This window comes from Trueperaceae bacterium, assembly GCA_036381595.1.
In the GTDB taxonomy this organism is placed as follows: domain Bacteria; phylum Deinococcota; class Deinococci; order Deinococcales; family Trueperaceae; genus DASVCN01.
Genome location: DASVCN010000023.1, coordinates 180060 through 200427, shown reverse-complemented (window position 1 = coordinate 200427; position 20368 = coordinate 180060). Strand labels below are relative to the sequence as shown.

Here is a 20368-nt window from a genome sequence, read left to right as displayed (position 1 = left end):
CGCCATGGATTTCGACCTCCCGTCAGAGCCCGCATCCATCATCTGGTCACTCCTGGTGGCGACACTCCTCGGCTTCCTCATCGGACTCGAACGGGAGCGCAAACGCGAGACCCAGGGCTCGATCTTCGCCGGAATCAGGACCTTCCCGCTCATCTCCCTCTACGGCGCGGTCACCGGCCAGCTGATGGACGACGCCGGACCGATGCTGCTGGTAGCGGCGTTCCTCGCGCTGGCGGTGCTGGTAGCGCTCGCCTACTGGCGCGAAACCGCGGGCGAGAAGATCGGCGGTACCACCGAGGTAGCGGTACTGCTCGCCTTCGGCCTCGGGGTGATGGCCGGAAGCGAACTGATCGTGCCGGCGTTGGCGGGTGGGGTCATCGCCACCGGCGTGCTGTCGCTTAGGCAGGAGCTGCGCCACCTCTCCGCCGCCGCCACCAGGCAGGACCTCTTCGCCGTGGTGCAGTTCGCAGCCGTCAGCCTGGTCGTCCTCCCACTGGTGCCGGATGAGACATTCGGCCCCTGGGGAGTCTGGAACCCCCGCACCATCTGGTTGCTCGTGGTCTTCATCTCGGGCGTGTCGTTCGTAGGCTACGTCCTGTCGAAGTGGATCGGGGCGCGCAGAGGGATCGGCATCTCGGGCCTCCTCGGTGGGCTCGCCTCGAGCACCGCCGTGACGCTCTCCTTCAGTGAGCAGAGCAAGCAGCGACCGCAACTTGCGCCCGTCTACGTCGTCGGGGCTCTGGCGGCGTCGGCCGTCATGGCGCCACGGCTGGTCGCCATCCTCGGACTGGTTCAACCGGCGCTGATCCTGCCCGCGCTGCTGCCGCTGGCGGCTATCTTCATCGTCTCGGCGGCAGGGACGCTGCTGGCACTGAGGAGCAGCGCCAGAAGCGACGCCAGCAGCGCTAAGATCGCCAACCCTTTCGAACTGAGGACGGCACTGCAGTTCGCGCTCCTCTTCGCCATCGTGCTGCTCATCGCCCGTGCCGCACAGGAGTACCTGGGCGCGACCGGCGTCTACCTGGCCAGCATCATCGCCGGGGTCACCCAGCTCGACGCCATCACGCTCTCCCTGGCGACCCAGGTGAGCGATGGCCTCGACCCGGTGGTGGGAGCCCGCGGACTCGCTCTGGCGGCAGCCGCGAACTCGATCTTCAAGGCAGGCCTGGGACTCACACTGGGCGCCAAAGCGTTCGGCCGTGGAGTGCTGGTCACCCTGCTCGTCGCCGCGGCCGCCGGCGTCGCCGTAGCGTTCCTGGTGCCCCTGCCCAGCGGCTGAGAACGCCGGAACGGGCAGCTTTGTCGTCATCCGACCCCGCGGCCAGCGCGGAATCCGCTCGCGTTCGGTAGACTGGGGGTCGACTCGACACGACCGCTCCCGGCCATAGTGCTGGAGACCGGCTCCTGAACCGAACCAGCATACGGTCCGCCACCGCCGGACAGGCAAGCGGACGAGAGTACGGAGGACAGATGGAAGACACTATCTATCGCGGGCTCAACGGCGTGAACATCGACACCAGCGAGATCTGCTCCATCGACGGGATGAAGGGCGAGCTGATCTATCGCGGCTACGATATCCGCGAACTCGCCGACAAGGCCACCTTCGAAGAGGTCATCTGTCTTCTCTGGGACGGGGAACTTCCCAACCGGTCACAGTTGGAGAGGTTCCGGGAGCAGCTCACCCCTCGCTTCGCCGTGCCCGCCGAAGTCTTCGATCTGATCCGCTGCCTCCCTCGCGACACCGGCACGATGCACGCCCTGCGAACCGCGGTCTCGGCGCTCGCCGGCTTCGACCGGAACCCGGACGACGTGAGCCTCGATAACGTCCGTCGCATCGGCACCCGCCTCGTCGCCCAGTTCCCCACCGTCACCGCTGCCATCGAACGGATCAGGCAGGGGCTCGAGCCGGTAGCGCCGGATCCCGACCTGGGGATAGCGGCCAACTTCCTCTACATGCTCACGGGCGAGCCACCCAGCGCCGCGGCCGTTCGCGTGATGGACGTGGCTCTGGTGCTCCACGCCGAGCACGGTTCCAACGCCTCGACGTTCGTGGCCCGCTCGACCGCGTCCACCCTCACCGACGTCTACAGCGCGATAACGGCCGCCGTCGCCTCGCTCAAGGGACCCCTGCACGGCGGCGCCAACGCCGGAGTGATGAAGACGCTGGAGCAGATCGGAAACGTCGACGGCGTCGAGCAGTACGTCCTCGACACGCTGGCGCAGCCGCACGGCCGGGTGATGGGCTTCGGTCACCGCGTCTACCGGGTCGTCGACCCGCGGGCTCGCATCCTGAAGGAGGTCGCTCACGACCTTGCCGAGGAGTCGGGTGACTCGAAGTGGTTCGACATGGGCCTGGAGATGGAACGGGTGATGGAGAGGGAGATGGAGAAGCGGGGCAAGCAGGTGCGGCCCAACGTCGACTTCTACTCGGCCTCCGTCTATCGCATGCTGGGCTTCCCGATCGACATGTATACCCCGATATTCGCCGTCGCCCGCATCTCCGGGTGGATGGCGCACCTCTACGAGCAGTACGCCGACAATCAGATAATGCGGCCAAGGCTCGTCTACGAGGGGCCACGCGGCAAGACCTTCGTCCCCATAGAGCAGCGCTGAGGACGGTCGGAAGAGGAGGGGCGCCGCTCCTGCGGGAGCGGCGCCCCGACTTCCTGTACGGCGCCGGTTACTAGTAGTCGGCGCCGTCCTGAGACGCGTCCTCGGGTCGGCCGGCCGCGCCGTCACCGGCATCTTCCCCGGCACCACCCTCTTTCGCTTCGTCGACGTCTCCGGCGTCCTGGCCGGCCCCGCCGCCAGCCGCACCTTCCGTCTCGTCTCCAGGCCCGCCGATGTCCTTCTGTTCGGTGGCGTCGATCTCGCTCTCGTCGAACCCGGGCTCGGTTATCTCGGTATCGTCCCGAGCGAAGAAGAACTCCTTGTCGATGATGGAGTTCGCTGGCGCGCCTCCACCTGCGATCTCCTCGACCTGCGCCTCTGCGAACCAACCGATGTACGGTTCGAACTCCTCGGATGTCACCAGGTCGTCCTCATCTATGTCGAGCGTCGCGTACATGTTGCTCGCGTACTCGTCGGGCGTGAGCAGGGCGTCGTCGTCGAGGTCGAACTCATCGAATACGGCCGACGCCACTCCGGGCACGAACTCGTCCTGCGCGGTGACCAACCGGTCGTCGTTCTGGTCGACCGAGGCGAACGAGAAGCGCTCGGGATCGAGGGTGAAGGTGTCCACCACCAGAAGGAAGCCCTCCTGGCTGAGCCCTTCGCCATCGTCCGCGACGATCTCGAACAGGCCACTACCGAACTCCTGGGCGGTGAGCGCGTTATCCCCGTTCACGTCGATCGCTTCGAAAGTCCAGGGATCGGCCCCGTCACTCCCGGCTTCGGCCGGATCCTCCAGGTCGGCCACATCCTCGCCTGCGGCGGCCACATCCTCCGGCACCGCGTCACCATCGGCCGCGTCCTCGCCGATCAGGTCGTCGTCGGCGACGCCTTCTTCGGTGGGCAGGCCCGGCAGGCTCACCTCGCCGGCCGGCTGGTCGTTCATGTCTTCCGCCCCGTTCTGCGCGAGCGCCGGAGCGCCCCACAGCACGAGCAGCAGTGCGAGCAGTATCCTCGTTCTCGTCACGGTTCTACCCCCTTCGTTGGTCGGGCCCGGCAGTCGGGCAAGCGGTTCCGCCCGGTCCCGGGCACACGCCGGCCACCGTAATTTCTGCTCGACGGCGTCGACCGTGAGCCGCGGGGCGGTATCCGCGGATGGGGCTTTGGGTCACTCTCCGAGCGCCAGCAGAGCCGGTTCGACCAGTTCCGGGAGATGCGCCTCCCTCACCTCGGAAATCTCGCCCAGCGTGCTGCCGGCGCACAACAGAGCGCCAACGGGCACCCAGCCCGCGTAGTAGGAGGTCCGCTCGGCGTCAGTCGGTTTGCTTCGACCGGACCTCGCTGTCGCGCTCCACGGCTCCGGCCAGGAACTGCGTCACTGCCTCTTCGTAGCGCGCCCTCGCCCGGTTCCATCCCTCGACGTGCTCCACACCCTCGAGGCGGAGGTATTCGAGCGGCGCACCGATCCCTCTCGCGAACTCGTCGACCAGTCCGATCGGGATCGTCTCGTCGCCGGTGCCGGCGATGAGCAGCACCGGAACCTCGATGAGGTGGGCCGATCTCCGCTGGTCCAGCGAACCCCAGTTCACTCCCGTGCGCACCCTGGCGACAACCAGCGAGATATCGGCGACGAGTTCGGGCAGAGGCAGGCCGGCATCCCGGGCGCCCTTGCGGATGACCTCCCGTGGGTCGAGCAGGGGTGAGTCGAGAACGATCCCAGCGAGTTCCGGGGCGTCCTGGGGCCAACGCCCAACGGTCTCGAGGGCGACCGCTCCACCCATGGAGAATCCGTACAGGACGACCTGCTCCACGCCTCTCTCGGCGAGTGCCCGCACTGCCACCAGTGCGTCATCGGCCTCGCTCGCCCCATAGTGGTAGAGGCCGTCCGGGCTGGGGTCGCTCCGGTCGTGGTTGCGGTACGCCAGCGCCATGACCGACCAGCCCTCTTCGACCAGAGTGGGCACGATCCTGAGGGTTTCGGTACGATCGGCACGCCGCCGCCCGTGCAGCGCCAGGACGGCCCGGCTGCTGCCCTGATCGATCCACCAGGCGTGAAGGCTCCCGGCGTCGCCTTCGAGCACTAGCTCCTCGAACGGGATCCCGTGGTCCAGCAGGGGGTCTCGCCGGAAGATGGTGACATCGAGTCTCGCGGGATCGCCCGGTTGCGGCGGCTCGCCTGTCACGTTCTCCACGCGGCGCACGACCTGCTCTCCGTCGTCGCGCAGCACCGGTCCCAGGGACCCGTAGCCGCCTTCCCAGAGGAGGTTGTATAGCCCCTCCTTGCTCACATCCGAGAACTGGCTCGGCTCGGCGGTCCGGGGCAGGGTGACGATGTAGCCCTCGCCGGTACCGTCGTCGTCCACTCCGACGATCTCGAACTCGGCCATCAGCGAGTAGGGCTGGGGAACCAGATAACGGTTCGACATCACCCAACCCAACGCGAAGACGCCGGCGAGTACCACGACCGCCAGCGTGAGCAGCGACCAGAGGAGCATCTTCAACTGGCCGCCTCGGGCCGGTGCCGTTCGCCGGTCACGGCTGGCCCCAGGCGATACGGCCGTAGGTGTCCTGGCGGTCGGGACTGGTGGAGAACATGACCACGCCCACGCCGGTCGCTTCCTCGATGAGCTTCAGGTAGTCGACGACCTCCTTGGGCAGAGACTCCCTGCTACCAAGGCCCTTCAGGTCGCCCCAGCCCGGCAGCTCACGATACTGGGGCACCCCATCGACGTAGTCGTGGCACACCTTCACCTTCTCCAGCCCGCTCAACACGTCCAGCTTGGTAACTACCAGCCCGTCGAAGCCGTTGATCTCGCTCGCGTAGCGCAGCTGCGGCAGGTCGAGCCAGCCGACCCGACGCGCTCGTCCCGTCGTGGTGCCGAACTCGTCCCACTGGTTGCTTCCGCTGCCGCGGAGCCTGGCCGCCTCCTCGCCTTCCAGTTCGGTGGGGAACGGCCCATGCCCGACCCTGGTCGTGAACGCCTTGACCACGCCGTAGACCTGGTCGAGGGCCTTGTGGGACACTCCTGCTCCGGCCACTATCCCGGCTACCGTGGGATGAGAGCTGGTCACGTAGGGGTAGGTGCCGTAACCGAGATCGAGCATCGTTCCCTGGCCCCCCTCGAACATCACCCGTTTGCCCTCGGCGAGCGCTCCGCGCACCATCGCCCCGGTGTCTCGGATCATGCGGATGAGGCGTTCGCGCACGCCTGCCAGCTCCTCCATGGCCGCGTCGACCCCGGTCCAGCCCACCCTGGCGGTGGAGTTCGGCTTCGCTTCGATCAGCCTGAGCAACCGCTCGCGCAGCACCTCGTCATCGAGGAGATCGCCGGCCCTCACCCCCACGCGCCGGGCCTTGTCGCTGTAACAGGGTCCGATGCCGCGACCGGTGGTGCCCACGAAGCCGCCTCCCTCGTCGTTCTTCTTGTGATGCGGGAGGACGAGGTGGGCCTCGCGCGAGATGTATACCTCACCCGGGTCGCGCCGCTTCGTGAAGGCGTCGTACTCCTCGACGAACGCCCATGGGTCGATGACCATCCCGCCGCCCAGGATCGAGACCGGCTTGTCGTGGAGCGTGCCGCACGGCAGGTGGTGCAACTTGAATACGTCGTCGCCGACGACGACCGTGTGGCCTGCGTTGGCCCCTCCCGAGTAGCGAACGACGAAGTCGGCCTCTGCCGCCAGAGCGTCGACTACCTTCCCCTTGCCCTCATCACCCCACTGCGCGCCGATAACCGCGACTCCTGGCATCCGACCTCCTAGCCGCCGGTCAGTATCGCACAGGGGTTCGCTCGCGGTTCAGCTTCTCCAGGCGACGGCCAGGCCCCACGCCAGCGCCGCGATGATGAGCAGGTGGTAGACGAGATCGGGAACGGTGCGAGGACCGACTCCGATGGCGATCGTAACCAGGCCGACTATCGTGCCCAGCAGCGCGAATCCTTGGGCGCCGATGGCTACCGGTCGCGTCCAGCCGGACCTGAGCAGGCTGAGCAACAGACCGAGGAGCAGGACGCCCCCTATCACCGTCTCGGCGGTACCGGCCGGGTAGTGCCGGTAGGCGGGACCGAAAGCACCGAAGTGTACGGTCGCGGCGATCAGGAAGGTGAGCGCTTCGAAAAGCAGGAAGAGCCGTATACGAAGTGGCCTGCGGGTTCTCTCAGTCATGTTCGACCTCCTCGCGTGCGGGCAACCAGACCGAGAAGACGGCTCCGCCTTCCGGGTGGTTGCCGGCTTCGATGCGGCCCCCGTGAGCCTCGGCGAGGGCCTTGGCTATGGCCAACCCGAGCCCCGAGCCCGTCGAATCTGAACCCGTCCGGCTTCGTGACGGATCGAGCCGGTAGAAGCGTTCGAATATGCGGCCTATCGCTTCGTCGGACAGTCCCGCTCCATGATCACGGACCCGGATGGTCACTCCCCGCTCGCGCTCGGCCGCGCTCAGCTCGATCGGCCCGGAACCGGCGTGACGGATGGCGTTGTCGACGAGATTGGCGAGCAGCTGCCGGAGGCGCAACCGGTCGATCTCGGCGCAGAGGTCGTTGGGGGTGTCCACGACTCGCACTTCGGTGCCGGCCCGGCCGGCGCGCAGGGCGAAGGATGCTGCCACGTCGTGCAGGAAAGGAGCCAGCTGGGTCTCCTGGCGGTCGAGCTCGAGCGCGCCGCTCTCTGCCAGCGAGAGGTCTCGCAGGTCGGCGACCAGGCGAGCCATCATCATCACTTCGCCGTGCAGGCGGTCCAGGCCGTGAGCGTCGACCCGGGTCACGCCGTCCTGCATCGCCTCGATCTCGCTGCGCAGGACGGAGAGCGGCGTGCGCAAGTCGTGAGCTACGTCGGCGACCATGTCGCGACGCCACGCCTCCTGGCGCTCCAGCCCCGCCACGAGGTCGTTGAACGCCTCGGTGAGCCGTCTGAGCTCATCCCGGGACGGCGGGAGATCCAGGCGGATGCCGCGCTCCCCTGCTCCCAGGCGTTCGGCGCCGCGAGTGAGGGCGGTAAGCGGCCGGGTTATCCGTCTGGTGACGAAGGCCGCCGCGACCACCGCCAGCAGGAATGAGATGACGGCCGCCAGGAAGGCGGTCCGGCTGACGCCGAAGAAAGCCTCCCGGGCGACGGCGAACTCGGGGTCGGTCCAGGGTGGGCCGCCAGCGTCTACGCCCTCGGCGCTGTCGTCGAACCAGCGAGGCGCGGCGTCTCCACCCAGCCACCACGGCGGGCCGAAGCGATGTTCTTCCCACCCCTCCGGCTGGGCCCCTGCCGGCCGCTGAGCCGCCGATGGCGGCGCCTGCACGCGCTCTTCGGCGCCCGGTCCCCCGCCGAAGAGCGCGTGCTGCGCCTCGAAGACGGCACCAAGGGTGAGCCAGGTGGTGAGTCCGACCGCCGCCAGGGCGACGAACGCGAACGCGAAGGTGAGGCGACGGCGCAGGCCCCACGGGCGCCGGCCAGGGTGAAAGGTTCGGCCACGGCCATGGTGACCTGCGCCCCGTCGTCCGGGATGCGGCACTCAGCCCTCCCGCAACCGGTAGCCGACTCCACGCACCGTCTCCAGCGCCTCACCGCACTCCCCCAGCTTTCGCCTCAGGTTCTTCACGTGGGCGTCGACCGTACGCTCGTCGGCCCAGCGCTCCGGGTCCCCGACTTCGGCGAGCAGCTCGGCTCGCCGCTTCACCACGCCTGGTTCGCGAGCGAGTTCGGCCAGCAGTCGGATCTCGCTGCTGGTGGCATTGACGGACGTGCCGTCGCAACTGACGAGATAGCGATCGAGGTCGACTTCAAGGCGGCCGCACCTGAACCTACGGGGCCGAACGGTCCCGCCGGACGTCCTACGCAGAACCGCCTTGATACGCGCGACGACTTCGCGAGGGCTGTACGGCTTCACCACGTAGTCGTCGGCGCCGAGGCCCAGCCCCACCAGCTTGTCGACCTCTTCGTCACGGGCGGTGAGCATGATTATCGGGAGGTCGGACTCGGCTCGGACTCGACGGGCAACCTCGAGGCCGTCGACCTCGGGCAACATCAGGTCGAGCAGGATGAGATCCGGCTTCGCGGCGCGCCACAGTTCGAGCGCTCTCGCCCCGTCCTTGGCGCGTTCGGTACGGAAACCCTCGAGGCGAAGGTACTCCTCGAGGATTTCCGCAAGCCTCGCTTCGTCTTCGACGATGAGGATGGTGGCTTCCACGGGTTTCACGATAGGGCATAGACCCGATCTGACCGGCGGGCCGGCGAGCGGATCAGCCCGCCAGGCCCTTCCTTATCCGCTCGAACTCCTCGAGCCCGATCTCGCCCTTCGCGAAGCGCATCCGCGCCAGTTCGAGCGCCCGGTCGCGACCGTCGAACCAGTTCCCGAACGACGGCCCGGAGCGTCTGTCCTCGTCCTGCCTGAGGCCCTTGCTGATAGCCTCGTACTCCTCGCTGCCGATCTCGCTCCTGGCGAAGCGTTCACGGGCAGCCGCGAGCGCCGGGTCTCCGCCGCCGGGTCGCTCCCAGCCGCGCGCTCGCCAGCTGCCGCGTCCGCCCCTAACGAGGAACTTGATCGTCCAGACGATCAGCACGATGAACAGGATCGTGCCGATGAAGTTCAGGAATCCGAAGCCGAATCCCATCGCGTGTCCGTAACCGAATGCGTATGCCATCAGTTGCTCCTTCCGCCGGCGCCCGGTCTCGCCTGATCCGCCGGCTATGACTAGAGGCTAGGAGTGGGCCCGTGAAGGGGGTGCGCGGGCTTCGTGAAGGGCGTGTGAACGTCGGTTTCGACTAGACCGGCTTCACGACCATCGCCCACACGGCCGACAGCAGGAGCAGCAGATTGAGCGCGTTGAGGAGGCCCAGGCGGGTCCGCTGGCGGGCAACGAGCGCAGCATCGGTGTCGGGCGAGGCCGTGAGCTCGCCCAGCCGGGCCGCGACACGACGGATGAACCCGCCCGAAAGCACCAGCGAAGCAACTACGACCGCCAGACCCCAGATCACCCACAGCTGGGCTCCCATGCCCGAGACGGCAACCATCCCGAAGCCGGCGAGCAGGGTGGTGACCGCCGCGGGACCGAAGAGCAGTGCGCCCAGCCTGGCACTCTGGCTTTCCAGGGCGGCCGTGCCGGCGCCGTCGAGTCGGCCCGCGAGACGCGCGTTCAAAACGAAGAGCGCCGCCGAACCGCCCAGCCAGACGATGGCTGCGGCTACGTGAACGAATTGGAGGAGGTTGTAGAGGCTGGTCATCAGAGGCTCCTTCCGCCGACGACCTCGTCGAGACGCCGGCGTCAGGAGGCTATCCGGAGGCGGGTGAAGGGCTCGTGCATGCTCTGTGAACGCCGTGTGAACCGTGGCGTCGAGGCAAGCAGCCGGTGCCTGGGAGGTGCTCTACGTAGTCGAGCAGTACCTTAATAAATGTAGGGTGGAAGTCCCCCGTGAGCCCCTCTGCCCAATATCCTGAACGGGTGGAAGATGAAGAAAGGCGGGAAGGCAGCGGGATCCCTCTGACTCCACCCAGGGGTCGCGGAGCGTCGCGCAACCCCGGTTCTCGCTTCGACCGCTTCCGGTACGAACCGGATCCGGATGCGTTCGAGCCAGATGACGCGCTCGACGAGGAGACGCGTTACCTAAGCGACAAGAGCCGCTCGGTAGTAAGCCGCAATGACAGCCCCGACATACCGTTCGACATCTCGCTGAACCCGTATCGAGGGTGCAGTCACGGGTGCTCCTACTGTGTAGAAGGTGACACCGCGATTCTGATGGCGGACGGGAGCTACCGGGAAATTCAGTCGCTACGAAAAGGCGACCGGATCTACGGCACTGTCCGAAAAGGAAAATACCGCCGCTTCGTGCGAACGGACGTGCTGGACCATTGGAGTTCGTACAGGCACGCTTATCGGATCACACTGGCAGACGGGACCGAACTGGTCACAAGCGGCGAGCATAGATTCCTCACGGAGCGCGGTTGGAAGCACGTGACAGGGAGTGAGCACGGCAGCTGCCGCCGTCGGCATCTGACAACCAACGACCACATGCTCGGGACAGGGCAGTTCGCGCAGGCGCCGGACCGGAATGAGGCGTACAGGCAGGGATATCTGTGCGGCATGATTCGTGGAGACGGGCATCTCGAGACCTTCTTTCAAGTCAGACCAAAACGACAAAATAGCCGAGTCCACCAGTTCCGCCCAGCCCTCACTGACCTCCAGGACTGGCAGAAAGGTTTTCTTGCAGGGATCTTCGACGCCGAGGGTAGCTATAGGGACGGGATCCTGCGGATTCACAACTCCGACGATGGAATCATTTCGGCGGTTTGCACTGCTTTGGACAGCCTTGGCTTCTCATGGACGATCGACAGCCGCATGAACCCGAACGGCAAGAATCTCAGAGCGATCCGAATCACTGGCGGGTTGCGAACGCACCTTCGCTTCTTCCACATGACCGGCCCGGCTATTGCTCGTAAAAGGTCGATCGAAGGCCAGGCGATCAAGAACACGGTTGACCTGAGGGTCGCGAAGATCGAGGACCTCGGTGTTGAGATCCCCATGTTCGACATCACCACCGGCACCGGTGACTTCATAGCCAACGGCGTCGTGAGCCACAACTGCTACGCCCGCCCCAGCCATGAGTACCTGGGCTTATCCCCGGGCCTCGACTTCGAGCGGATGATCATGGTGAAGGAGGACGCCCCGGCCCTCCTGGAACGCGAACTGCGCAAACCGAGCTGGGAGCCCAAGACGATGCTGCTCTCCGGCGTCACCGACCCGTATCAGCCTATTGAGCGGAAGTTGAAGCTAACGCGCTCCTGCCTCGAGGTGCTTCGCGACTTCCGCCACCCGGTGAGCGTCATCACCAAGAACCACCTTGTGGTTAGAGACATCGACATCCTGGCAGAGCTGGCCAAGTACGATGCCTCCCACGTGACCTTGTCCATCACTACCCTCAACGAGGATCTGCGAAGGAAGATGGAGCCCAGGACCAGTACCGGCCGCCGAAGGGTGGATGCCGTCCGTGAGCTCAGCGCTGCCGGAATACCGGTCAGCGTCAATATCGCGCCGGTGATCCCGGCCCTCAACGACGAGGAGATCCCTGCCATCCTCAGCGCCGTTGCAGATGCCGGAGCGAAGAGCGCTCACTTCATCCTGATCCGGCTCCCCGGCGCGGTGGAGGGGATATTCCTCGACTGGCTCGAGGCGCACTTCCCGGATCGGAAGGAGAAGGTGCTCGGCAGGCTGCGTCAGGCGCGCGGCGGCAAGCTGAACGAAGCCGCCTTCGGCAAGCGGATGAGGGGTGAGGGACCGTACGCCCAGAGCGTGCGTACGATGTTCCACGTGAACAGGAAGCGTCACGGCCTCTCCGAACGCTCGTTCCTGCTTAGCGGCGAGCACTTCAGGGTGCCTGGCTCGAGCAGCCAACCGTCGCTGTTCGAGTCACGCGACGAGAGCGAAGGCTGAGCGAGGCGCGGCGCGCAACACAGGACCCTGACCATGAGCGAACGAAGCCTCTTCGAGAGCGAACTCGACCAGCCGCTGGCCGCGCGGATGCGGCCACGGACTCTCGACGAGTTCATCGGCCAGGGTCATATCCTCGCCCCCGGCCGACTCCTGCGGCGAGCGATCCAGGCCGACCAGCTCTCCAGCCTCATCTTCTACGGCCCGCCAGGCACCGGCAAGACTACCCTCGCTCGCGTCATCGCCAACTCGACCAGGGCGCACTTCACCGCTCTCAACGCGGTCCTCTCCGGGGTGAAGGACATCCGCGAGGCGGTCAAGGAGGCCGGCGATCGCCAGCGGATGGGCCGCCGCACCATCCTCTTCGTCGATGAGGTCCACCGCTTCAACAAGGCGCAGCAGGACGCCCTATTGCCCTGGGTCGAGAACGGCACCGTCATCCTCATCGGAGCCACCACCGAGAACCCCTACTTCGAGGTGAACAAGGCGCTCGTCAGCCGCTCCAGGATCTTCCAGCTCGAGCCTCTGGACGCCGAGGACCTTCGCCGGGTCGCCTACCAGGCGCTCTCCAACGAGGAGCGCGGCTACGGCCGGCTCCAGGTCGAGATCGACGAGGACGCCCTCGAGCATCTGGTGAACGTGGCCAACGGCGACGCCCGAGCACTGCTCAACGCCCTCGAACTGGCCGTCACTACGACGGTGCCGGACGACGAGGGGATCGTCGTCATCACGCGGGAGGTGGCCGAGGAATCGATCCAGCGTCGTGCGGTCCTCTACGACAAGGAAGGCGACGCCCACTTCGATACCATCAGCGCTTTCATCAAGAGCCTGCGGGGTTCCGATCCCGACGCGGCCCTCTACTGGATGGGCAAGATGGTCTACGCCGGCGAGGACCCACGCTTCATGTTCAGGCGCATGATCGTCTTCGCTTCCGAGGACGTCGGCCTGGCCGACCCGCAGGCCCTCGCCGTGACGATGGCGGCCGCGCAGGCGTTCGACTACGTGGGAATGCCCGAGGGGCGCTTCCATCTCTCCCAGGCTGCGCTCTACCTGGCGACCGCACCCAAGAGCAACTCGACGATGGGCTTCTTCGATGCCCTTGCGGCGGTTCAGCAGGAACGGGAGGCGGAGGTACCGAACCACCTTCGCGACGCGAACAGGGACAGCGAAGGGTTCGGCCATGGCGAAGGGTACCTCTACCCGCACGCCTACCGGGACCACTGGGTGGCACAGCAGTACCTGCCCGAAGCGCTGCAGGGCAAACTCTTCTACCGCCCCAGTGAGCAGGGCTTCGAGCGGCGGATCCGGGACGAGGTCGCCAGGCGCCGGGAAGCGCAGCTGGCTGCGATGCTCGAGCAGGAATTCTCGGCACCGCCCGAGGTGCTGACGGGCGGCCCGGTCGACAGGGCGCGGGATCGCTGGCTGCAGCGCACGGTGAGCCAGGCGGGCGCCCGTCTCGCCGAGATCCGCGAGCGCGTGTTCGATCTCGCCCGGATACAGCGTCACCAGCTCGTGCTAGACCTGGATGCCGGCAGCGGCCTCTTCACCTGGGAGGCTGTCCGGCGGGCTCCGGAAGGTCAGGTGTGGAGCCTTGTAGGCACGCCCGAAGAAGCGGAGGCGCTCGAGCAGCAAGCCTTGGCACTTCCTGAGCTGGAACGCCCGGTAGTGTTGAGCGGCGACCTCGCCACACTGCGAGAACGCCTGGAGAACGGCGAAGCCGAACCGGTCCGCTTCGACGTGATCATCGGCCGAGGATTACTGGGCGATGCCGAAGACGCGCGCGCAGTGGCCGACGAACTCAGGCTACTCTCGCGTGAGGGCGGAAGGCTCGTCGCCGCAGAACCGTTCCCGGCGAACGGACAGCGACTCTACGAACTCGTGAGTCACGAAGGGCTCGACGAGGAGGTGGTGGAGAGGTGGCGCCAGGCGGAGGAGGAGATCTACCGGGACTCCAGAGACACACGCTTCAAGTGGCAACCTGAGACTGCCGTCGCGGCCCTCGAGCAGTCGGGTTTCGGGGTCGTCCGGACGCACCTGCACAGCGCCCAAGTCGGACGCCGCGTGACCCCGGAGATGGTGGACGGCTGGTTCCCCGCGAAGCCCGGCGGATCCTCCTACGCCGGCAGGTTGGCCAAGCGCCTATCCAAGGAGGAGCTGGCCGAAGTGGAGCGAAGGTTGCGCCGCCTCGAGGGATCACTGGTGAGCTGGCGCGTCGCTTCGGCGATAATCGAGGCGGCCTAGGGCCGGCGACCGCTGAATCTCGGCGGACAACGAGGTCCTCGGCGCCGAAGCCGCCGGCGAAGCGGAAAACTACGGGCCGCGGGGCGGAAGTAGAATGCCACATGCGACTCTCGGCGACCGATATCTACGCTCTGCAGGCGCTCGGCTACCTGGCGACGGGGCCCAGCGAGAAGTGGGTGGCGAGTGAGGATGTGAGCCAGGCGACCGGGGTCGCCCGGCCCTACCTCGTTCGCATCCTCGCCGCGCTCACGGCCAACGGCATCGTCGAGTCGAAGAAGGGGGTGGGCGGCGGCTACCGCCTCTCGCGAGCGCCGCAAGAGATCAACCTCCGGGACGTGATGCGCGCCATCGACGGACCGGTTGCTCCCCTGTCGTGCATCAGCCTCAAGTGGCATCAGCCGTGCGTCGTAGAGGAGGTATGCCACGCGCGCAACAGCATCTGGAAGCGGTTGCGCGACGCCGTCCTGGCGGTCCTGGCAGAGTTCACCGTCGCAGATCTGGCGATCGATTTCGATCAGGGCGTGGACTACCGGCCCTGCCTCGACCACCTCCTGCGGCCCAACGTCTGACGCAGGCCCGAGGGCGAGCCCTCCCCGAGCGCCCGGGTAGTGGGCATCGCCGGAGATTTCTTCGAACTCGATGGCAGTAAGTGGTCATTCCTTTCGGGACCGATCCGGCATCCTTCCGGGCGGACGCGGCCCGGTTTCAGGCCCCGGTGGCACCGTTCCAACCTCGGAATGGCCGCTTTTCCCGGCCACCGACTCAGCTCGCCTGCAAAGCCTTGACGAATCTCGCATACCGCGGTATCTTGAGGATATCAGCGCTCTTCGGGAGCGCGATTTTTTTTTGTCCTCTGCCGGCGTGATCCGAGAAACCCGGGTCTTGACGGCCGGCCGCCTTCTGGTAAACTCTCGGGCATGTCTTCGCAGCTGCCCTTCAGGAGCGGTGTTCGAGCCGGAGGTGATGCCATGGACGATGGCTATGGCTATCTCCAGTCAACCGCCCTCGAAGCTGCGCCCACCGCCTGAACCGGATATTCATCTAGATCGTAACGACCGGCGACCGCTGCTTCGCGGATCCCTTCAAGTTCGCGTGCCAGGAGCACGCCCAAGTCCCCCAGGAGCAGAACATGGTCGTCGTGATGCGCAAGGAGGCCTCGAAGGAGGCCGTCGGCAACGTTCTCGAAGAGATCAGGATACTCGGATTCACCCCCCACGTGAGCGAGGGTGAGTCCCGGGTAGTCATCGGAGCGATAGGCCCCGCTCCAACCGATGACGTGATCGAACATCTGCGGGCGCTCGGCCAGGTGGAGAGCGTAGTTCCGATAACCAAGCCGTTCAAGCTCGCATCACGGGAGTTCCGGCACGAAGATTCGTTCGTCGTCATAGGCGGAGAATCGAGCGTGCCGGTGAAGACGGGGAACGGTCGATTCGTGGTCGCGGCAGGGCCGTGCGGCGTCGAGGGACTCGAACAGACGCGCCAGGCGGCCTGCATAGCCAAACGACATGGCGCATCGGTACTGCGGGGCGGCGCATTCAAGCCTCGCACCAGCCCGTACTCCTTCCAGGGGCTGGGCGAGGAGGGCCTGCGGATACTGGCGCAGGCGCGCGAGGAGACCGGCCTCCCGGTGGTGACCGAAGTGACCTCGCCCGAGTTGGTGGGGGTAGTAGCCGAGGTTGCCGACATGCTGCAGATCGGCGCTCGCAACACCCAGAACTTCGCCCTCCTGGCAGAGGTCGGTAAGTCGGTCAAGCCGGTGCTCTTCAAACGGGGCATGTCGACGAGCCTGAACGAATTCCTCCAGGCGGCCGAATACATCCTCTCCCAGGGGAACCCCAACGTGGTCCTCTGCGAACGAGGCATCAGGACGTTCGAGACAGCCACCCGTTTCACCCTCGACCTCGGCGCCGTTCCCGTGCTGAAGGAACTTTCGCACCTGCCCGTCTGGGTGGATCCGTCGCACGCCGCCGGCCGCCGCTCGCTGGTTGCTCCCCTGGCGCTGGCCGCGGCCGCCGCGGGCGCCGACGGCCTGATCGTCGAAGTCCATCCCAGTCCCGAGAAAGCGCGCTCCGACGCCGCTCAGCAGCTCGACGAAACCGACTTCGCGTCGCTCATGCAGCAACTCCGGCCGGTGACGACCGCGCTCGGCAAGGCCCTCTGAGTGACGCGTCCGGCCGCCCTGTTCGACACCGTCGTCATAGCCGGGGTAGGCCTGATCGGCGGATCGATCGGGCTGGGCGTGCGCCAGCGCTTCCTGGCCAACCGTGTGGTGGGCCTCGACCACGACCCGATGGCTCTCGACGCTGCGCGAGGCATGGGTGTCATAGACGAGGCCCAGCTGGAGGCGGGACCCTGGCTGCGGCAGGCCGACCTGGTCGTGCTGGCCACACCGGTGAGGAGCCTGGTACGGCTTGCGAAGTCGCTCGAGCCTTACCTCTCGCCTCGAGCCGTCCTGACCGACGTCGGTTCGGTGAAGGCCGAGATCGTGGCGGAGCTCGCTCACCTGCCGTTCGTGGGCGGCCATCCGATGGCGGGATCAGAGAGAGTGGGCGTTCGGAATGCCGACGCCGCTCTTCTCGAGAACGCCGTCTGGGTCCTCACGCCTGGCTCGGGTACCGGCAGCGCTGCGCTCGAACGGGTCGAGTCTTTCGTCGAGCACCTCGGCGCCAAACCGATCCTGGTTGAACCGGCGCAACACGACAGGCTGGTCGCGGCCGTGAGCCACGTGCCCTACCTGGCCGCCGTGGCGCTCACCCGGTTGGTCGCCCGCGACCGGGACCGCGACCTCCTCACCCTGCTTGCCGCCGGCGGCTTCCGCGACCTGACCCGGGTCGCCTCCGGTTCGCCCCAGATGAGCCGCGACATGGTCGTAGGCAACGGCGCCGCCGTGAGTGAGGGCCTCCGGTCGCTCTCGGCCGAGCTGGAACGACTGGCGGAGCTCATCGACGACCCCGAGGCCCTCCTCGCGGAGGCGGAGGCGGCCAAGAGGACGAGGGACGCTCTGCCCGTGGTCCGCCGCAGCCTGCTGCCAGCTCGTTTCGAGGTGGTCATCGCGGTACCCGACAGGCCCGGTGAGCTGGCCAAGATAACTCGCTCGCTGGGCGAGGCCGGCGTGAACATCAAGGACATCGAGGTACTGGGTATACGCGAGGCGGGGGGAGCGGTGCGGCTCGCCTTCGACGACGAAGATGGCCTGCGCCGGGGCACTGCGGCGCTCGAGCAGGCGGGCTACGAGGCGCGCGGCCGAGGATACGGCAACTAGGGTCGCTCAGGCCGGATCCTGCTTCCGAGGCGAACGACCCCGCTCGGGCTCCTCCTCGGCCGTATCGGCTCCCTCCTCGTCGCCGGGCCCGGCTCGCTCCCTGTTGGCCTCCGTGTCGTTCCGACCGTAGCGCTCCTCAGGGTCGTACTCGCCGCTCCCGTGACGCTCGCGGTCGAGCGTCTCCTCCAGGTCACGCTCCTCCCCATCTCCGACTTCCGCGCCCGCGCCAGCCGGTCGCGCGTCGCCCAGGTTCCCTTCGCCGCGATACTTGCTGCTCGGCCGCTGCCTTCCCTTGTCGTCACGTCGCTCGCTCATCTCGCTCCTCGCTTCGTACTAACTTGAGGCTATGGGTGAGGGCGTCAAGGGCAAAACGAGCCGGACTACCGACGGCGGGAGGATGGTCGAGGGGCAACGGCTTGAGGTCTTGCCCGCCACCGCCGACCGCTGGACCGACCTCGAGAAACTCTTCGGCAAGAGCGGGGCCTACTCGGGCTGCTGGTGCATGTACTGGCGGGTCAGCTCGAACGAGTTCGCCGCGAACGGGAACGCCGGCAACCGGACCGCGCTCGAGCGACTCACCGGGTCGGGAATCGTGCCGGGTCTTCTCGGCTATCGCGACGGTGAGCCGGTGGGTTGGATCTCGCTGGCGCCCCGCGAGCAGTACGGAAGGCTGCAACGTTCGCCCAAGCTGAAGCCCGTGGACGACCAGCCGGTATGGGCGGTCGTCTGCTTCTTCGTCCACCGTGAACATCGCGGTCGCGGAGTGGCAGGCGGCCTCCTCGACGGAGCGATCGCTTACGCTCGCAGCAACGGCGCAACGGTCATCGAGGCGTACCCTCCAGACTCGGGAGCCGACAGGCTCGCAGATCCTGCGGCCTACATGGGCACCGTCTCGCTCTTCCGCCGAGCGGGTTTCAGGGAGATCGCCCGGCGAGGTCCCAAGCGTCCGATCTTCCGCCTTACCCTCTGACGGTGGCGAGGCCCGAACTGTTCGACACAGCGGTGGCGCGGGCCCTGGCCTATGCGGACAAGCTCGGGGCAATGGAGGGTGAGTGGGATCCTAAGCTGCTGCACGGGGTCCTGGAACTCTGGTACCTGAAGACCCGCTTCGCCTACCGGATACCGCTCGATCGGGTGATAGCGGCGCTCGTCGAGTACCCCGGGCCCGGCCACTACTGGTCCGGCGGACAAGGCGGAGGCTGGGTGCCCGGCGAGAACCCGCATCCGTAGCTGCGCAGGCGACTACTGGCCCCCTCGCCCACTTCAGTCGGGGTGCGGGGTAGAACAGGGGGATGGACACCGGTTACCCGCCCGTCCCCCATCTCGTGGCCAAGGCCGAGGAGCTGGCCCGGCTGGGCGGCTTCACCAGCTCGTGCGGTCGGCGCACGGGATCGCTCCTGAGCACGCTCGCTGCCGCCACCTCGGGCCGCATCCTCGAACTGGGAAGCGGTTGCGGCGTAGGCAGCGCCTGGCTAGCGAGCGGGATGAGGGGAGGTTCCCGGCTTACGACCATCGAGTTGGACCGGGACAGACACGAAGCGGTGGCCTCGCTCTTCGCAGGCCTCGATGACGTCGTCGCGTTGCACGGCGATCGGAGGAGGGCGCTGGAAGGGGGCCCCTTCGACCTGGCGTGCGTCGACGTAGGCGAAGCCAAGGATGCCGGCAGCGACCGGGTGATCTCGAGCATGAGCGTTGGCGGCGTCATCCTCCTCGACGACTTCACTCCCGGCCCGCTCTTCCGAGGCGAGTTCGACGAGCGCTGGCACCGGTGGATGAGGGACCCTCGTCTGGTGAGTTGCGAGCTGGTGCTCGAGCCCGATACCGCTGCGATCGTAGCGACGAGAGTCGGGTGACAGTTCAAGCCTCGGCCGGAGTGGCCAGGACCGACTCGCGATCGCCCTTCCAAGCGAACCAGTAGACGAAGGCGCCGTAGAGCGCCTGCAGGAAGACCGTCGAGACCCGGAACACGGCCGCGGCCACCACCGCAACCGAGGGATCCACCCCCGAGACGCCCGCGAGGTAACCCACTATCCCCGCCTCGGCCAAGCCTATGCCTCCTGCCGGCAATGCGCTGAGGCGCCCGAGCATGGTGGGCAGCAGATAGGCGAGGAAGACCTCGGGCAGCGGGACCTGCAGGTCGAGACCGCGCAGGCTGAACTCGAGCAGCAGGACGTCGGTTGCGAAGGCGGCTACCGACAGGGCCAGGGCGCCCGCCACCACTCGTTTGCTCAAGTCGGTTCGCACCGCCTCGCCGAACTTCTCGACGCCCTCTTCCAGCCCCACTCGCTTCGCCAGCCAGATGAAAGGGCGTCCCAACCGAGTACGCACCTGTGGCACGGCCAACAGCAGGGCGACGAGCGCGACGGCGCCCAGGGTGATCAACGCCGCCACCCGGGCTGCGGGGAACCAGATGGCGGTCACGAACAGGCCCATGACGAAGACGGCCTGATCGAAGAGGCTGGAGAAGAGTACCGCTGCCGCCGACGTGGACACCGGTACGTGGGCCTGGCTCAGGAGGCCGATCCGCGCCGCTATGCCCCCGGGGACGAGGGTAGCGGGCTGGCCGGCAGCGTAGGCGCGCATGACCGTGCTCGGGTGCCTCACCCCGAAAGGTCGCAGGAAGACCTCGAAGCGCCAGCTCTTGAGCGCCAGCTGCACCGCCGGCACCATGAGGACGAGGACTCCATAGAAGGGATCGAACGAGTAGAGAGCCTCGAGCACCTCCTCGCTGTTCAGGTAGCGCAACGCGGCGAGGACCAGTCCGATAAGGATCACGGCATGAAGGACATACTTGAGGATCTTCAAAACGCTGCCGCCCTTCCTTCTCGTCAGCTGCCGGGAACCACCT

Annotated in this window: 20 protein-coding genes; 10 read left to right on the top strand and 10 right to left on the bottom strand. The window is 66.9% G+C overall.

What is annotated here, in order from left to right:
• The first annotated feature begins 4 nt into the window (after positions 1-4).
• Together VF168_07475 and VF168_07470 are read left to right on the top strand one after the other, a co-directional pair.
• On the top strand, positions 5-1279 hold the full coding sequence (locus VF168_07475) for a DUF4010 domain-containing protein (protein ID HEX7004011.1): 1275 nt from the start codon (positions 5-7) through the stop codon (positions 1277-1279).
• A gap of 191 nt (positions 1280-1470) precedes the next feature.
• Positions 1471-2613 (top strand): citrate/2-methylcitrate synthase, encoded by a 1143-nt coding sequence (locus VF168_07470; GenBank protein ID HEX7004010.1) that lies wholly within the window; start codon positions 1471-1473, stop codon positions 2611-2613.
• Between the two features lie 70 nt (positions 2614-2683).
• Here the strand turns inward: VF168_07470 and VF168_07465 are convergent, their stop codons facing one another.
• From VF168_07465 to VF168_07430, 8 genes are all read right to left on the bottom strand, one after another.
• Positions 2684-3637, bottom strand: a complete 954-nt coding sequence (locus VF168_07465) for a hypothetical protein (protein ID HEX7004009.1) — start codon at positions 3635-3637, stop codon at positions 2684-2686.
• Positions 3638-3923: 286 nt separating this feature from the next.
• A complete protein-coding gene (locus VF168_07460; GenBank protein HEX7004008.1) occupies positions 3924-5105 on the bottom strand; it encodes an alpha/beta fold hydrolase in 1182 nt (393 codons plus the stop codon).
• 37 nt (positions 5106-5142) lie between these two features.
• Positions 5143-6360, bottom strand: a complete 1218-nt coding sequence (locus VF168_07455) for an adenylosuccinate synthase (protein HEX7004007.1) — start codon at positions 6358-6360, stop codon at positions 5143-5145.
• Between the two features lie 48 nt (positions 6361-6408).
• Positions 6409-6774, bottom strand: a complete 366-nt coding sequence (locus VF168_07450) for a hypothetical protein (protein HEX7004006.1) — start codon at positions 6772-6774, stop codon at positions 6409-6411.
• Positions 6767-8107: an ATP-binding protein gene (locus VF168_07445; protein HEX7004005.1), complete on the bottom strand. Its 1341-nt coding sequence runs from the start codon at positions 8105-8107 to the stop codon at positions 6767-6769. Before VF168_07445 ends, VF168_07450 begins: the two co-directional genes overlap by 8 nt.
• A complete protein-coding gene (locus VF168_07440) occupies positions 8108-8782 on the bottom strand; it encodes a response regulator transcription factor (protein HEX7004004.1) in 675 nt (224 codons plus the stop codon).
• Positions 8783-8834: 52 nt separating this feature from the next.
• Complete coding sequence (locus VF168_07435) at positions 8835-9236, bottom strand: SHOCT domain-containing protein (protein HEX7004003.1); 402 nt, start codon at positions 9234-9236, stop codon at positions 8835-8837.
• Between the two features lie 121 nt (positions 9237-9357).
• On the bottom strand, positions 9358-9816 hold the full coding sequence (locus tag VF168_07430; protein HEX7004002.1) for a hypothetical protein: 459 nt from the start codon (positions 9814-9816) through the stop codon (positions 9358-9360).
• A 188-nt stretch (positions 9817-10004) separates the two neighbouring features.
• On the opposite strand from VF168_07430, the gene VF168_07425 reads away from it, so the two are divergent.
• From VF168_07425 to VF168_07405, 5 genes are all read left to right on the top strand, one after another.
• A complete protein-coding gene (locus tag VF168_07425) occupies positions 10005-12020 on the top strand; it encodes a PA0069 family radical SAM protein (GenBank protein ID HEX7004001.1) in 2016 nt (671 codons plus the stop codon).
• 33 nt (positions 12021-12053) lie between these two features.
• Positions 12054-14258, top strand: coding sequence for an AAA family ATPase (locus tag VF168_07420; protein HEX7004000.1), 2205 nt, complete (start codon positions 12054-12056; stop codon positions 14256-14258).
• A gap of 101 nt (positions 14259-14359) precedes the next feature.
• Entirely contained in the window at positions 14360-14827 is a 468-nt protein-coding gene (locus VF168_07415) for an RrF2 family transcriptional regulator (protein HEX7003999.1), read from the top strand.
• 560 nt (positions 14828-15387) lie between these two features.
• Positions 15388-16419: a 3-deoxy-7-phosphoheptulonate synthase gene (gene aroF, locus VF168_07410; protein HEX7003998.1), complete on the top strand. Its 1032-nt coding sequence runs from the start codon at positions 15388-15390 to the stop codon at positions 16417-16419.
• On the top strand, positions 16420-17520 hold the full coding sequence (locus VF168_07405; GenBank protein HEX7003997.1) for a prephenate dehydrogenase/arogenate dehydrogenase family protein: 1101 nt from the start codon (positions 16420-16422) through the stop codon (positions 17518-17520).
• Between the two features lie 6 nt (positions 17521-17526).
• Here the strand turns inward: VF168_07405 and VF168_07400 are convergent, their stop codons facing one another.
• A complete protein-coding gene (locus tag VF168_07400) occupies positions 17527-17835 on the bottom strand; it encodes a hypothetical protein (GenBank protein ID HEX7003996.1) in 309 nt (102 codons plus the stop codon).
• Positions 17836-17866: 31 nt separating this feature from the next.
• On the opposite strand from VF168_07400, the gene VF168_07395 reads away from it, so the two are divergent.
• From VF168_07395 to VF168_07385, 3 genes are all read left to right on the top strand, one after another.
• On the top strand, positions 17867-18490 hold the full coding sequence (locus VF168_07395) for a GNAT family N-acetyltransferase (protein HEX7003995.1): 624 nt from the start codon (positions 17867-17869) through the stop codon (positions 18488-18490).
• Positions 18491-18492: 2 nt separating this feature from the next.
• Entirely contained in the window at positions 18493-18750 is a 258-nt protein-coding gene (locus tag VF168_07390) for a hypothetical protein (GenBank protein HEX7003994.1), read from the top strand.
• Between the two features lie 62 nt (positions 18751-18812).
• On the top strand, positions 18813-19373 hold the full coding sequence (locus VF168_07385) for a class I SAM-dependent methyltransferase (GenBank protein ID HEX7003993.1): 561 nt from the start codon (positions 18813-18815) through the stop codon (positions 19371-19373).
• Between the two features lie 4 nt (positions 19374-19377).
• Here the strand turns inward: VF168_07385 and VF168_07380 are convergent, their stop codons facing one another.
• Positions 19378-20325: a lysylphosphatidylglycerol synthase transmembrane domain-containing protein gene (locus VF168_07380; protein ID HEX7003992.1), complete on the bottom strand. Its 948-nt coding sequence runs from the start codon at positions 20323-20325 to the stop codon at positions 19378-19380.
• Positions 20326-20368 lie beyond the last annotated feature (43 nt).

Coding starts and splice junctions, on each gene's coding strand:
- VF168_07475 (HEX7004011.1), top strand. CDS start 5: ATGGATTTCGACCTCCCGTCAGAGCCCGCATCCATCATCTGGTCACTC.
- VF168_07470 (HEX7004010.1), top strand. CDS start 1,471: ATGGAAGACACTATCTATCGCGGGCTCAACGGCGTGAACATCGACACC.
- VF168_07460 (HEX7004008.1), bottom strand. CDS start 5,105: ATGCTCCTCTGGTCGCTGCTCACGCTGGCGGTCGTGGTACTCGCCGGC.
- VF168_07455 (HEX7004007.1), bottom strand. CDS start 6,360: ATGCCAGGAGTCGCGGTTATCGGCGCGCAGTGGGGTGATGAGGGCAAG.
- VF168_07450 (HEX7004006.1), bottom strand. CDS start 6,774: ATGACTGAGAGAACCCGCAGGCCACTTCGTATACGGCTCTTCCTGCTT.
- VF168_07435 (HEX7004003.1), bottom strand. CDS start 9,236: ATGGCATACGCATTCGGTTACGGACACGCGATGGGATTCGGCTTCGGA.
- VF168_07430 (HEX7004002.1), bottom strand. CDS start 9,816: ATGACCAGCCTCTACAACCTCCTCCAATTCGTTCACGTAGCCGCAGCC.
- VF168_07420 (HEX7004000.1), top strand. CDS start 12,054: ATGAGCGAACGAAGCCTCTTCGAGAGCGAACTCGACCAGCCGCTGGCC.
- VF168_07415 (HEX7003999.1), top strand. CDS start 14,360: ATGCGACTCTCGGCGACCGATATCTACGCTCTGCAGGCGCTCGGCTAC.
- aroF (HEX7003998.1), top strand. CDS start 15,388: ATGGTCGTCGTGATGCGCAAGGAGGCCTCGAAGGAGGCCGTCGGCAAC.
- VF168_07400 (HEX7003996.1), bottom strand. CDS start 17,835: ATGAGCGAGCGACGTGACGACAAGGGAAGGCAGCGGCCGAGCAGCAAG.
- VF168_07395 (HEX7003995.1), top strand. CDS start 17,867: ATGGGTGAGGGCGTCAAGGGCAAAACGAGCCGGACTACCGACGGCGGG.
- VF168_07385 (HEX7003993.1), top strand. CDS start 18,813: ATGGACACCGGTTACCCGCCCGTCCCCCATCTCGTGGCCAAGGCCGAG.